This window comes from Streptomyces sp. NPDC031479, from assembly GCF_055581065.1.
On the sequence record NZ_JBVIKC010000033.1, the window covers coordinates 49414 to 62932 of the forward strand.

The 13519-nt window shown below is 72.5% G+C and carries 10 protein-coding genes and 2 pseudogenes; 9 read left to right on the forward strand and 3 right to left on the reverse strand.

Features of this window, described 5'->3' with window-relative positions:
* Nucleotides 1-68: 68 nt before the first annotated feature.
* On the reverse strand, nucleotides 69-1265 hold the full coding sequence (locus ACZ5D2_RS29090) for an Lrp/AsnC family transcriptional regulator (protein ID WP_468933359.1): 1197 nt from the start codon (nucleotides 1263-1265) through the stop codon (nucleotides 69-71).
* A 104-nt stretch (nucleotides 1266-1369) separates the two neighbouring features.
* Between ACZ5D2_RS29090 and ACZ5D2_RS29095 the strand changes: the two genes are divergently transcribed.
* The 4 genes from ACZ5D2_RS29095 to ACZ5D2_RS29110 all read left to right on the forward strand — a co-directional run bounded on the left by ACZ5D2_RS29095 (nucleotide 1370) and on the right by ACZ5D2_RS29110 (nucleotide 6236).
* A complete protein-coding gene (locus tag ACZ5D2_RS29095; RefSeq protein ID WP_468933362.1) occupies nucleotides 1370-2575 on the forward strand; it encodes a M20 metallopeptidase family protein in 1206 nt (401 codons plus the stop codon).
* Nucleotides 2572-4062 (forward strand): MFS transporter, encoded by a 1491-nt coding sequence (locus ACZ5D2_RS29100; protein WP_468933365.1) that lies wholly within the window; start codon nucleotides 2572-2574, stop codon nucleotides 4060-4062. The genes ACZ5D2_RS29095 and ACZ5D2_RS29100 overlap by 4 nt, the downstream gene beginning before the upstream one ends.
* A 267-nt stretch (nucleotides 4063-4329) precedes the next feature.
* The gene (locus ACZ5D2_RS29105; RefSeq protein WP_468933367.1) at nucleotides 4330-5559 is read left to right on the forward strand and encodes a 2-isopropylmalate synthase; all 1230 of its coding nucleotides are present in this window, start codon (nucleotides 4330-4332) and stop codon (nucleotides 5557-5559) included.
* Complete coding sequence (locus tag ACZ5D2_RS29110) at nucleotides 5556-6236, forward strand: hypothetical protein (RefSeq protein WP_468933370.1); 681 nt, start codon at nucleotides 5556-5558, stop codon at nucleotides 6234-6236. Before ACZ5D2_RS29105 ends, ACZ5D2_RS29110 begins: the two co-directional genes overlap by 4 nt.
* 642 nt (nucleotides 6237-6878) lie before the next feature.
* On the opposite strand, the gene ACZ5D2_RS29115 is transcribed toward ACZ5D2_RS29110, so the two are convergent.
* On the reverse strand, nucleotides 6879-7295 hold the full coding sequence (locus tag ACZ5D2_RS29115; RefSeq protein WP_468933373.1) for a type III PLP-dependent enzyme domain-containing protein: 417 nt from the start codon (nucleotides 7293-7295) through the stop codon (nucleotides 6879-6881).
* Between the two features lie 281 nt (nucleotides 7296-7576).
* Here ACZ5D2_RS29115 and ACZ5D2_RS29120 point away from each other — a divergent pair, with 281 nt between their 5' ends.
* The 5 genes and pseudogenes from ACZ5D2_RS29120 to ACZ5D2_RS29140 all read left to right on the forward strand — a co-directional run.
* A complete protein-coding gene (locus ACZ5D2_RS29120) occupies nucleotides 7577-8743 on the forward strand; it encodes a S1 family peptidase (RefSeq protein WP_331738763.1) in 1167 nt (388 codons plus the stop codon).
* 453 nt (nucleotides 8744-9196) lie between these two features.
* Nucleotides 9197-10456 (forward strand): family 16 glycosylhydrolase, encoded by a 1260-nt coding sequence (locus ACZ5D2_RS29125; protein ID WP_468933377.1) that lies wholly within the window; start codon nucleotides 9197-9199, stop codon nucleotides 10454-10456.
* Between the two features lie 116 nt (nucleotides 10457-10572).
* Nucleotides 10573-12237, forward strand: coding sequence for a beta-1,3-glucanase family protein (locus ACZ5D2_RS29130; protein ID WP_468933379.1), 1665 nt, complete (start codon nucleotides 10573-10575; stop codon nucleotides 12235-12237).
* Between the two features lie 283 nt (nucleotides 12238-12520).
* Nucleotides 12521-12751, forward strand: coding sequence for a helix-turn-helix domain-containing protein (locus tag ACZ5D2_RS29135; protein ID WP_468933381.1), 231 nt, complete (start codon nucleotides 12521-12523; stop codon nucleotides 12749-12751).
* A 57-nt stretch (nucleotides 12752-12808) separates the two neighbouring features.
* Nucleotides 12809-12856: pseudogene (locus tag ACZ5D2_RS29140) on the forward strand (hypothetical protein); the annotation flags it as partial.
* Between the two features lie 61 nt (nucleotides 12857-12917).
* On the opposite strand, the pseudogene ACZ5D2_RS29145 reads toward ACZ5D2_RS29140, so the two are convergent.
* A pseudogene (locus ACZ5D2_RS29145) lies at nucleotides 12918-13512 on the reverse strand (transposase); the annotation flags it as partial.
* Nucleotides 13513-13519 lie beyond the last annotated feature (7 nt).

Here is a 13519-nt window from a genome sequence, read left to right on the forward strand (position 1 = left end):
CCCGGACACGACGCCTCCCTCGGCGGGGCGGTTCCGAGCGCGGCGACGCGCTGCCGGGCGGTGGCTCGTCAGCGCTCCGTCGGCGCCGTACGGGCGGCTGCGCGGACGTCGAAGGGGACGGCGCCGATCCGGTAGCCCCGTTCGTCGAGCAGGTGGCCGCTGACCTTCATCAGCCACAGCACGACGGCGCGGTCGGTGATCTCCAGGCCCGGTGCGCGCTCGTTGAGCCGCACCTCGAAGCGCTGGGCGTCCGCGAGGGACTTCACCCAGGCGACGACGAGCAGGTTGTGGCGGCCGGTCACGCCCGCGCACAGCCGTACCTCCCGGACGCCCGTGACGAGCCGGGAGACGCTTTCAAGGGCGCCGGCCGCCACCCGGCCCCAGTAGACGACCGCGACCGGCCACTCGGAGAGCGGCCTGGCGACCTCGCAGCGGGTCTGGAGCATCCCGGCGGCGAACAGGCGGCCGAGCCTGCGCCGTACGGTGTCCGGGCTCGCTCCGGAGCTCTCGGCCAGCGCGCGGTACGTCGCGCGGCCGTCGACCGACAGTACGGCGATGAGATCGTGGTCCAGGTCGGAGAGGGGAAAGACGGGTACCTCGCCCCGGGCAGGTTCCCCGTCGGCGAGGCGGGCGATCCGGCCGCGGTCGAGGGCGCGCAGGCGCCAGCGGCTGCCCTCCGTGTAGACCGTGCTCGCGAGATGGGTGCGGGTGGCGCTGATGCCGGGCATCGAGCCGAGTCCCCGGGTCACCCAGTGAGTGAGCGCGACGAGGTCGGGAGCCAGGACGGTGACGAGCAGATCGCCGTCGCCGCTGACGTGCTCGACGGCGGTGACGTGGGGCAGCGCGGCCAGCGCGCGGGCGACGTCGAGCAGGCTGCCGTTGGCGCAGTCGACCTCGACGAAGGCGAGCAGTCCCTGACCGGCGGCGGCGAGGACGGGCGCGGGGTGGCAGCTGATCCACGCGGCGCCCGCTTCGGTGAGCCGGTTCCAGCGCCGGGCGACCGTGACCGCGTCGAGGCCGAGGACGGAGCCGATCCGGGTCCAGTCCGCGCGCGGGGCGATCTGGAGGGCGTGCACGAGGGCCTGGTCGACATCGTCGAGGGCGTACGGGGCCGGGAGCGGGGCCGGGCCGGACACGGAGCCCGCCGTTCTCCCCGGCTTCGCCGCGGGGAGGGTGCCGGGCGGCGTCCCCGCCCTCTTCCCGGGCGTGGGGGCACTGCCGCCCGCCTTCGCGCTTTCGGCCTCTCGCCCGCTTTCCTGCGTCACGGGGGTCCTCCTGCGTTTTTCCTGCGAATCCGGATCCCTCTACCCGGCGGGGCTTCAGCCTTGCCCTGACCACGGCCGGAACCGTATCAGGAGGTTGACGCAGCATGTCCGTACTGGAACGCGCCAGGGAACTACAGCCCGATCTGGTCCGGCTCCGCCGCTCGCTGCACCGCGAGCCGGAGCTCGGCCTCCAGCTTCCCCGCACCCAGGAGAAGGTGCTCGCCGCACTCGAAGGCCTCCCCCTCGACATCACGCTCGGCCGGGACCTCACCTCCGTCACGGCCGTGCTGCGCGGCGGCCGCCCCGGCGGCGCGGTGCTGCTGCGCGGCGACATGGACGCCCTGCCGGTGGCCGAACGGACGGGGCTCCCGTACGCCTCCGAGGTCGCCGGTCGGATGCACGGCTGCGGACACGATCTGCACACGGCCGGGCTCGTCGGCGCCGCGGCCTTGCTCGCGGACCGGCGCGAGGCGCTGCACGGCGATGTCGTCTTCATGTTCCAGCCGGGTGAGGAGGGCTACAACGGCGCCGGCGCGATGATCGAGGAGGGCGTCCTGGACGCGGCGGGCCGGCGCGTCGACGCCGCCTTCGCCCTGCACGTCGCGGCCAACCGGCTGCCCGGCGGCTGGATCGCCTCCCGTCCGGGGACGGTGATGACGGCGTCGGATGTCCTGAAGGTGACGGTCCGCGGTGAGGGCGGCCACGGGTCGGCGCCGCACCGCGCCAAGGATCCGGTGCCCGCCGTCTGCGAGATGGTCACGGCGCTGCAGAACTGGGTGACGCGGACCTTCGACATCTTCGATCCGGTGGTGGTGACCGTCGGCAGTCTGCACGCCGGTACGCAGCAGAACGTGATCCCGGACACGGCCGAGTTCAAGGCCACCGTACGCAGCTACTCCGAGGCCACCCACGAGCGCCTCGCCGAGGGGCTCCCCCGCCTGGTGCGCGGGATCGCCGCCGCGCACGGGCTGGAAGTGGACGTGGCCTACGAGTTGCTCTACCCGGTCACGGTCAACGAGCCCGCGGAGACCGCCTTCGCCATGGACACGGCCCGCGAACTCTTCGGCGCGGGAGAGGTGTGGCACGCGCCGCAGCCGGCCAGCGGTTCGGAGGACTTCTCGCTGGTGCTGCAGCAGGTCCCGGGGGCGATGCTGCTGGTCGGAGCCGCGCCCGAGGGCGCCGACCTGGAGAAGGCGCCGGAGAACCACTCGCCGAGGGCCGTCTTCGACGATGCCGTCCTCGCGCGGCAGGCGGCGCTGCTGGCGGAACTGGCCGAGCGGCGTCTCGCCACGACAGGGGACGGGGCGTGACGCCCCCGGCGGCGCCGCGCCCCGCGAGACGCGACGCCAAGGTCACTGCCGTCGTCGGGCTGCTCGTCGTGTTCGAGCTCGTCAGCGGCTTCCTCCAGGGATCCGCGCCGGCGCTCCTGCCGGCCGTGCGGGACTGGCAGGCCATCAGCGCGTCCGAGGCCCAGTGGTTCACGGCGACCCAGTTCCTGGCCGCCGCGGTGAGCGCGCCCGCCTTCGGGCGGCTCGGCGACCTGTACGGACACCGTCGTCTCACCCGGATCGCCCTCGCCTGCGTCGCGCTCGGTACCCTCCTGGTCGCGCTCGCGCCGAACGTCGCGGTACTGCTGCTCGGCCGGGCGCTGATGGGGCCGCTGGCCGCGCTGTTGCCGCTGGAGATCGGTCTGGTGCGCAGCCGGCTCGACCTTGACGGCGGACGCCGGGCGGTCGGGCTCCTGGTCGGTGCGCTGACCCTGGGATCCCTCCTCGGTCACGCCCTTGCGGGCCCTCTCCTCCATCTCACCGGTGACATCCGCGTCACGCTCTGGGTGCTCGCCGCGCTCGCCTGCGGCTGCGCGGTGCTCTCGTACTGCGGCATTCCCGAGTCCCTCAGCCGGGCGGAAGGCAGGATGGACTGGGCCGGTGCGCTGCTGCTCGGTCCGGCGCTCGTGCTCTTCCTCGGCACCGTGGCCCGGGCGGCCGCCTGGGGCTGGACCTCGTTGCCCACGCCGGCCGGTCTCCTGGCCGCCGCCGCGCTCCTGATCTGGTGGGTCCGGCTCGAACTCGCCCGTCCGTACGCCCTGGTCGACGTGCGGGCGGTCGCCCGGCGGCAGACGGCGGCGTACTACGTCTCGGGTTTCGTCTTCGGCTCGGTGATGCTGGGCGGTCAGGCCGTGGCGATCACCTATCTGGCCGCGTCACCCGCGGTGGAGGGATACGGATTCTCGCTCGCCACCTGGGAGATCAGCCTCTGGGGCGGGGTGCCGCACGTGCTGGCCTTCATCGGGGCGAGCGTCGTGGCCCGGGTGGCCGCGCGGGCCGGTTACCGCAGGACCCTCTTCGCCGCGTTCGGGCTGATGGCGGCCGGCAGCGCGGGCCTGATGGCCTCGTACGCCGTACTTCCGCTGTTCGCCCTGTCGTCCGCGGTGACGGGCTTCGGCATGGGCCTGGCGCTGGGCGGGCTGCCCACCGTCATCGTGGAGGGCAGTGCCGAGGACCGTACGGCGAGCGCCACGGCCGTCTACAACAACCTCAAGACGCTGGGCGGCAGCGTCGCGGGCGCGGGTGCCTCCGTGGTCCTCGGCACGATGGTCGTCGGCGGTACGGAGGTCCCCGCGCTCTCCGCGTATCTGACGATCTGGGGACTGAGCACCCTGGTGTGCGTGCTGGCACTGCTGCTCCAGACGACCGCGTTCCGTCAGGCGGGCGCCGGGGCGGACGGCTCGGGTGCGGACGACGGGGAGGGTACGGCGTCGGGTGCCGGGGCGCGTACGGCGAGCGGCGCGCGGTGACGCCGACGGCGCGTCCGGGTCCGTCCCCCGGATCTCCTTCCGGCGCGCGGTCGTCTCCTCCGATCGACCACGTCCGGAGTCGGTGCGCGCCGTTCCGGCGCGCCTGAGCACGATGAGGTCGGACCCGCACAAGCCTTGTCCCCCGATCGGGTGACAGCCGCCGCTGCGGCCGGACCGCTCGTGGGCGCTGGGAGATCGTTTCCCCGACGACGGACGAGCCGGTCGCCGCACCGGAGGTGACGGCCGCGAAGGGGCGGGGGATCAGGCGTGGACGTGGTGCGGGAGTCGGCCGGGGCGGGCCGGGTGGTCATCTGGGAGGAGTCCGCGCGCGACGGCGCGCAGGCCAAGACGCTCATGACAGCGGACTTCCGGGTGCGGCTCGCGCGCCGGCAGGGAGGCATGTTCGGTGCGGACGGGCCGCGGCACGTGGTGTTCGCGGCGGGGTTCCCGGCGGTGTGTGCCGAGGAGTTCGAGGCGGTCCGTCAGGTCGCGGTGGAGGCCGAGGGTGCGGTGAGTGTGGCCGCGGTGTGCCGGGGCGCCGCCCAGGACGTGGTGCAGGCCGTTGCGTCGGTGCGCGGCAGTACGCACGCGCGGGTGATGGTGGTGGTGCCGGCGTCGGAGGCCATGGCGCGGGTGATGGTGCACCGCGGCGCGCGGGCGGCGTTGGAGGAGGGCGTCGCGTGCGTCAAGCGGGCCCGTGACCTCGACGCGTCGGTCGCGGTGGACGTGTGCCTGGCGGATGCCTCCCGCGCCGACTCCGCACTGATGGCCGCGTACGCGCGGGCGATGACGGGGGCCGGGGCGGGCGTGGTGCTGCTGGCCGACACCGTCGGCGGTCAGTTGCCCGCCGGCTGCCGGTCGATGTTCGACGCGGTGGCGGCCGGGGCCGGTGAGGGCGTGGTGCTGGGCGCGCACCTGCACAACGATCTCGGTCTGGGCCTGGCCAACACGCTGCAGGCACTCTCGGCGGGGGTGAGGGTGGTCTCCGCTGCGTGGCTGGGTATCGCGGAGCGGGCCGGGATGGTGGCCACCGAACAGCTGGTGTTCCTCCTGGACCGTCACCCCGAGGAGGTCCTCGGTCCTGATGCGGCACCGTGGTGGACCGCCCCGGACCTGACCGCTCTGACGCCGATCGCGCGGGCGGTGGCCGAGGAGACCGGCGTACCGCTGAGCGTGACCACACCCATCGTCGGCCCCGGGGTCGGCACCCTCTCGACGGGAACCCCCTTCGTGCATCCGCAGCTGTTCCAGCCCTACGACCCCCACGAGGTGCTGGGTGTCGAACCGGCCGTGGTCCTGACCCACTTGGCCAGCGCCCGCGTCGTCACCGCCGTCGCCGCCCGGCTGGGACACGCCCTCGACCAGCAACGGGCACGGGCGGCGATGCGGTGGGTGAAGTCGCGGGCCTACCGCAGCGGCCGGGCCGTCGTCGACGACGCGGCGTTCGCCGCCTACCTCGACGGTCTCGCCCACGCACCGGCCGGAGACACCCGGTGACCGCGACCGCACCCCGCGGCCCCTTCACCGGTGTCGCCGAAGCGCGGCGGGCCCTGGGCGAGGGAACGGCGGTGGTGCTGCCCAACCCCGCACCGCTGACCTACGTCCTCGCCGCGACCGTTCCGGGCGCCGTGAACACGGCCAAAGGCCGGCCGGCCGGCCAGGCCGTCGCCTTGTGGGCCCACCACCCGGACACCCTCACCGCCCTCGACGCGTCCTCGGCGCTCGACGCGGGCCACGCGCGGACAGCCCGCCGGCTCCTGGAGGAGGAACTCCTCACCCTGCTGGTTCCGCTCCGCCGGGACGTGCCCTGCCCCGGGTGGCTCTCACCCGCCGTCCGCGACGGCTGGGCCCTGCTGTTCGGCGCCCGCTGGACCCCCCTGCTGCCCGTCCTCGCCGGCTGTCCGCTGCTCTACGTCAGCAGCGCCAACCGCACCGGCCGGCCGCCCGCCGCCACGGCCTCCGACGCGACCGCCATGTTCCCGCCGCCCGTCCCCGTCCTCACCTCGGACACCCTCACCGGTCGGCACGAGGAAACCCGGGCTCCACGGCGCGCCACCACCACCGTGCGCATCCACCCCGACGGCCGGCTCGAACTCCACCGCCACGGTGCCCAGGACCACGCCTACCCCACCGCCGCCGCCTACCTCCGCCACCTCACCACCGACCAGCCCTGACAACGCATCACCCGCGCACGGGCGGGCCGGGACACGAGGCGGCAAGGGAGACGCGGCGACCGGCGCTGGTCCGCCGTACTCGGAATGGGCCATGGCCAAAGCGTGTTCGCGCGGATCCGCCCGGCTCCGCCCGTAGGAGGGCAGCGTCCTGGTCGTCGACGGTGGAAGGCGCGGCGGAGGCGGCCGGGACCTCGGCCGTGGTTCGCCGGGACGGGCCGCGTGAGCTTGTCGTGCTCGTCCGGGCGGACGCCGGTGATCGAGAACAGGACAGCCACCACGAGTGTGCGTCTCGGGCCGGGATCACTCAGTCGGTCAAGGGACACTGTGTGGCGGTGAATACCTGCTGTACCCAAAGGCCCGCGGCCTGCGCGGCGGTGGCGACGTCCTGCCCGGTGTAGCGGTCCGCAACCCGTCGAAGAGCGTCGACGGCATGCGGGCGGACAGGACATCGGACATGCCCGCAGACTACGGGTCCCCCATCAGCACACCCCCGCGAGCGGCCGAGACCGTCGGGGGCGGATACGCGTGCCTCCCCGAGGAGCGGCACGGTCGGCCAGAGCGTTGGTGGGCGGATCCCAGAGAGGTACGCGGGTGGCTCTCGCTGCCCGCCGTGGTTTCGACCCGCCCCGGCTTCGGCGGGTGTCAGGTGTTGGCTCCCCTCGCGGTGACCGGCCAGCGGTCGACGAGCCTGCCGCCTTGAACGGCCAGCAGCTCGTCGGCGAGGTTGACCGGCGTGCACACGTGGTTGGGCACGACCGCGACCACGGAGCCGATCTGCGGCACGCTCGTGCCTTCGGCTACGCGGACGACCGCGTGGTGCTCCCACATGACGGTGATCGTCGCGTCCGGGAAGTCCGGCAGGTATCCGCGCCCGGACACCCAGGGAGACTGGTCCGAGCCCAAGACCTTGCTTCCGGCGTCCAGCACGAACCTGTTCGGGTCCGGGACGCTGACGACCGTGGCCGCCGTCACCAGGGCCAGATCCTCGGGCCCGCACGATCCGATGGCCAACTGCGTAGCGTCGTTGAAGGCATACACCCCGGGCCGCTGCTCGTTCACGAACCCCGGCCTCCACTGCCCGACCGTCGGCGTCGACCCGCCGCTGAACACACGCGGCTCGATGCCCACCGAACGCAGGGCCTCGGCGGCCTCGGCCCACACCGAGTACTGGTGTCAGCCCTCGGCGCCGGGGGCAGTCCTCGGTGACCGAGTGGTCGCGCGGGTACCGCCGCGGCGGAAGCGGCCTTGGTATGGACCTGACAAGTGGCATGGGCTAGCGTAGCGCCCGACACTCCGTGAGAGCGCTCTCAAGCGTTCAATCCCCCACGCCAGGAGGTCTCGTGAAACACACCACCCCCTTACGCGCCACCCTCGCCGCCCTCCTCCTGACCGTCGGCCTAGGCGCCGCCCATGCCGGCGTGGCGAGCGCCGTCCCGCTTCCGGAGCCCACCGCGGCATCGTCCGCCTCAGCGCCGTCCGCCTCGGCCGGACTGGTCGACGCGATGCGCCGGGACCTCGGGCTCACCGCTTCCCAGGCCGAGGAACGGCTGAGTGCAGAAAAGGCCGCCGCGGTCGTGGAGAAGACCGCACGGCAGGCCGCGGGTGGTGCCTACGGCGGCTCGTGGTACGAGCCGTCCACCGGCCGGCTCGTCGTCGCGGTGACCGACCGCGCGGAGGAGTCCGAGGTGCGGGCACTGGGCGCCGACACCCGCCTCGTCAGGCACAGCGCCGCCGCGCTGGACCGCGCCAAAGCGCGCCTGGACACGCTGCATGCCCCCGCCGGGGTGGCCGGCTGGCACGTCGACCCGCGGACCAACAGCGTCGTCGTCACGGTCGTGGGTACCGAGCGGGAAGCCCCCGACGTACGGGCGTTCGTCGCTCGGGCCCGGGCCGGCGGCCCCGTCACCGTCGCCGAGACGGCGCAGCCGCCCCGCACCTACGCCGCGGGCACCGTCGGCGGCGACCCGTACCACACCGGCAACGTCCGCTGTTCGATCGGCTTCTCCGTGTACGGCGGCTTCGTGACGGCCGGGCACTGCGGGCAGGCGGGGGCCGCCGTGCGCGGCTGGGACGGGTCCGCGATGGGCACCTTCCAGGGATCCTCGTTCCCCGGCGACGACTACGCGTACGTCGGCATCCACAGCGGCTGGTGGACCGTACCGGTGGTGCTCGGCTGGGGCACCATCCCGGACCAGCTGGTACGCGGCTCCGCCGAGGCACCCGTGGGCGCCTCGATCTGCCGGTCGGGGTCCACGACGCACTGGCACTGCGGCACCGTGCTCGCCAAGAACGAGACCGTCAACTACAGCCAGGGCCCGGTCTACCAGATGACGAAGACCAGCGTCTGCGCCGAGGGAGGCGACTCCGGCGGCTCGTTCCTCAGCGGGGACCAGGCCCAGGGCGTCACCTCCGGCGGCTGGGGCAACTGCTCGTCCGGCGGCCAGACGTGGTTCCAGCCGGTCAACGAAATCCTCAGCCGCTACGGCCTGACGCTGCACACCGCCTGACGCCGGACACGCCTGACCCTGCACACGCCTGAGGTCGGCGCGGCACCAGGTCCCGCGCGGCGCCGGACACCGGCGCATGAACGAGGAACCGTCGGCCGGGGCCCGGTACGTGGCCGGGAGCACGCGGTCCGGACGCCGGCGCGGAGTACCCGCGGCGGCCGTCCGGCCGACGCTCACGTGAGGCTCCGATTCACACCTCTCTGCATCAAGCCAGCCTTAAGAGATCGTTAAGCCGAAGACCGCAAGAGAAAACCCCAGCTCAGAGGCGTGCGAGGAGTGGCGCCTGACGTTGCCATGGCAGTTGCCCCTCCGTAATACTCACTGCCTCGGGTGACATTGCGTCACGTTTGAGAGCGCTCTCGTGCCCCGCCTTCACTCTTCACGGCTCGCCCGGCCTGGCCCCCCTCCTCCCCCTCCTCCTCCCCTCCCCCACCCAGACAAGGAACCATGCCCATGGCTGCTGCTCATCGCGCACGTCGCCGCTCTCTCGGCGGAGTGGTGCTCCTCGTGACCACCGCCCTGGTCGCGGCGGTGCTCATGTCCTTCACCCGTTCGGTCGCCCCGCCCGCCGAGGCCGCAGGTGTCGCGCAGACCTGGTCCGACGAGTTCGACGGTGCGGCCGGCCGCGCCCCTGACTCCGCCAAGTGGACCCTGGAAAGGGGTGGTTCGGGCTTCGGCAACCACGAGCTGCAGTACTACACGAACAGCACGTCGAACGCCGCGCTCGACGGCCAGGGCAACCTCGTCATCACCGCGCGGAAGAACACCGACGCCGGCCTCGGCTGCTGGTACGGGCAGTGCCAGTACACCTCGGCCCGGCTGAACACCGCCAAAACCTTCACCCAGGCGTACGGCCGCTTCGAGGCCCGCATCAAAATCCCGCGCGGCCAGGGCATCTGGCCCGCCTTCTGGATGCTCGGCAACGACCTCGGCAGCGTGGGCTGGCCCAACAGCGGCGAGATCGACATCATGGAGAACATCGGCCGCGAACCCAGCACCGTGCACGGTACGGTGCACGGCCCCGGCTATTCCGGAGCGGGCGGCCTCGGCGCCGCGTACAACCTGCCCGGCGGCCGCGCCTTCGCCGACGACTTCCACGTGTTCGCCGTCGACTGGAGCCCGAACTCCCTCGTCTGGTCGGTGGACGGCACCACGTACAAGACCCTCACGCCGGCCGACACCGGCGGCAACAAGTGGGTCTTCGACCACCCGTTCTTCGTCATCCTCAACCTGGCGGTCGGTGGGGACTGGCCCGGCAGCCCGGACGCCTCCACGTCCTTCCCGCAGACGATGACCGTCGACTACGTCCGCGCCTCCTCCGCCGGCGCCCCTGCCGCACGCCCGATCCGTGGCATCGGCGGCATGTGCGTCGACGTCGCCGGCGGCTCCGACGCCGACCGCACCCCCATCCAGCTGCACGACTGCACCGGCAGCGCGGCCCAGCAGTGGACCATAGCGGGCGACGGCACCGTCCGCGCCCTCGGCAAGTGCCTGGACGTCGCGGGCGGCTCCACCGCCGACGGCGCCGTCGTCCAGCTCTACACCTGCAACGGCACCAACGCCCAGAAGTGGACGTACACCGCCGCCCGTGACCTCACCAACACCGGTGCGGGCAAGTGCCTGGACGCCAAGGGCAACTCCTCCGCCGACGGCACCCGCTTGCAGACCTGGACCTGCACCGGCGCCGCCAACCAGAAGTGGACGGTCGGCTGACCCACCGGCCCAGCCGCGCTCCCCTCTCCCTCCCCCCGGTCCCTGCGTCCGACCGCTCCCCCGCCCGACCTCACGAAGAACGGACCCCCACCGTGACGGCTCGCCACCAACGCACCATGTCCCGTAGAAAACTCCTCGCCGTGACGGCGGGCCTGGCCCTGGCGGTGCCCGCCGCGGCAGCGTGGCTCGAGATGGGCGCCAACGCGTCCACCACCGCCACGCTCCCCCTGGACCTGGTGAACACCACCGGCAACAACACGGTGTACGCCTACGTGCTCGGCCGTGACCCCGCGGCCGGTGGCACCTGGGCCTTCGTCCGGGCCAACGGCTCCAGCCTGTACCACCCGCCGGCTCCGGCCGACGATCAGACCCCGCTCGGGGTCGACTGTGCCATCCCGCTCAACGCGTCCGGCGCCGGAGCGCGGAGGGTGACGCTGCCGCGCCTGGACAGCGGCCGTATCTACTTCTCCGTCGGCGCGAAGCTCACCTTCCTGGTGAACCGCGGCGGCGGTCTGGCCCTGCCGTCGGTGAGCAACCCCACCGACCCCAACGCGAACGTCGCTCACGACTTCTGCGAATTCACCTTCAACAGCGACCAGTTGTACGCCAACATCACGTTCGTCGACATGGTCTCGCTGCCGATCGCCTTCGAACTGGAGACCGAGCAGGGCACCCAGACCGTACGCGGGCTGCCCGCCGACGGACTGTCCCGGGTCGCCGCCGCGCTGCGGGCCCAGTCCGCCGCCGACGGCAGCGACTGGAGCCGACTGATCGTCACCGCGGGCGGTCGCGACGTGCGCGTACTCAGCCCCAACCTGGCGATCCGCGGCAACAGCGCCTTGTTCCGAGGCTACTTCGACAGCTACGTGGACGAGGTGTGGAACAAGTACCGCTCCACCGACCTGCGCATCGACACCCAGTTCACCTGGGGAACCGTCACCGGCCGGGTGAACGGCGACGTCCTCGCCTTCCCCGGAGTCGGCAGCTTCGCCAAGCCGTCCACCCTTTCGATCTTCTCCTGCAGCGACACGCCCTTCACCACGGGCAACGACCTGATGGGCAATCTCAGCGCACGGCTCGCCGCCGCCTTCAACCGCACCACCCTGCTGGACAACCCCCACCAGCCGACCGCCGAGAATCCCGCCGCGTTCTACACCCGACCGCGCACCAACCATTACGCCCGCATCCTGCACAACACCGCCCCCGACCATCTCGGATACGCCTTCCCGTACGACGACGTGCACCCGGCCGGAGTCGACTTCGAGGGCAAGGTGCAGTCCGGCACCCCCGGCCGCTGGACCATCACGGTCGGCGGTCTGGCCGGCGGCGGCACACCGGCCCCGACGCCGACCGCCACCGCTCCGGGCGGCGGGGTCAGCGCCTTCACCACCCTCCAGGCCGAGACGTTCAACGCCCAGTCCGGAGCACAGGTCGAGGCCTGCTCCGACGGCGGCGGCGGATCCGACGTCGGCCATCTGTCCAACGGCGACTGGCTCAAGTTCTCGGCCGTCGCCTTCGGCCCCACCGGCGCCACCCGCTTCGACGCCCGCGTCGCTTCCGGGGCCGACGGCGGAGTCAGCGGCCTGGTCCAGGTACGCCTCGACAGCCCCACAGCCACCCCGGTCGGCGGCTTCGCCATCGCCAACACCGGCGGCTGGCAGGCCTGGCGCACGGTCCCCGCCGACATCCGCCGCACCACCGGAACGCACGACGTCTACCTGACCTTCGACAGCGGCCAGCCCTCCGACTTCGTCAACGTCAACTGGTTCTCCTTCGCCTAGCCAGGCGGGCGCACGATCGGCGGCAGGGGCGCTGGGGAGGCAGGGAGTCGTGTGAGAAAGGAGGGGGCCGCTTGTGCGGATCCGAAGGGGGCGGCCCAGTGACCTGAGGCAGAGACTCGTTGTCAGTCGAGCATGCGTCGTGCGGGTCCGATGATTCCGCCGTTGTCGGTCACTGATGCCCAGCGGGGCAGTGCTGGAGGGCTGGTTACGTCGCCGTCCGACGGCTCAGGCTTCGGCTCAGCGGTCGCGGATCGTGCTGGAGTGCGCCGGAGGCCACTCGATCATGGAGGTGTCGCTCCGGCTGCGGATCGCTCCGGACACGGTCCGCACCTGGCGGCGCTGCTTCATCGAGTGGGGACTGGACGGCTTGTGCGACGACCCGCGGCCCGGTGTCCCACGGAAGATCACAGTTCCCTGCACCGCCGTCACCGGGCAGCGGAGTAAGAAGTTCCTCACCAAGCTCGACAAAGAAGCCCCGGCTGACCTGCAGGTTCACCTGATCCCGGACAACTAGGCGACCCACAGGACACCCAGCGTCAAACGATGGCTGCCAGCCCACTCACGGTTCCACCTGCACTTCACGCCGACCAGAGCACCCTGGTTGAACCTGGTCGAGCGTTGGTTCGCCGGGCTGGCCCAGAAGAAGCTCAAACGCGGCGTGCACCGCTCCGTCCAGGCCCTCGAACGCGACCGTTGTCCTCTTCCTGCCCGCGCAGGAGGGGACGTCCGGCTCTTCTGCGGTGCGGGACGATCAGGCCGGTGCCGAGGCAGGCGCCTTCCGCGATCACAGTCGTCCCGGCCGCCACGGCCGGCAGGCCCGACTCCCGCCACACGTGGGCGTCGGCCTTGTTGCCCGGCGCGGGCCGGGCCGAGGCGATGACCAGGCGGCTGCCTGCGTCGATGATGACCTGCACGTTCGCCGAGAGCCGGTGGTTGCGGGAGGAGGCTCCGACGGTACGGTCGCCGGTCCACGTCGGCGACCGGCCGCGGGGCGGGCTCCAGGGCCGGCAACGGACGCAGGCGTTGGACGACCCGTCAGACGGTGGCCGGGGAGATCACGAAGAGCGGGGCGAGCTGCCGCATGGTGAGGTTGGTGCGGTAGTAGACGGCAACCAGCAGGACCCGGTCGGCCAGCGGCAGGCACCACGGCCTGTCGCCACCGGGACCGTTCCCGCCCCGCTCCTTCACTGCTTTCACCAGCTTCGCGAACCGGTCGATTCGCAAGGCCGGCAACGTCTCGACCCACACCGGCTCAGCCCGCAACACCCCACCTATACAGGAG

Coding starts and splice junctions, on each gene's coding strand:
- ACZ5D2_RS29095 (WP_468933362.1), top strand. CDS start 1,370: ATGTCCGTACTGGAACGCGCCAGGGAACTACAGCCCGATCTGGTCCGG.
- ACZ5D2_RS29125 (WP_468933377.1), top strand. CDS start 9,197: ATGGCTGCTGCTCATCGCGCACGTCGCCGCTCTCTCGGCGGAGTGGTG.
- ACZ5D2_RS29130 (WP_468933379.1), top strand. CDS start 10,573: ATGTCCCGTAGAAAACTCCTCGCCGTGACGGCGGGCCTGGCCCTGGCG.
- ACZ5D2_RS29135 (WP_468933381.1), top strand. CDS start 12,521: ATGGAGGTGTCGCTCCGGCTGCGGATCGCTCCGGACACGGTCCGCACC.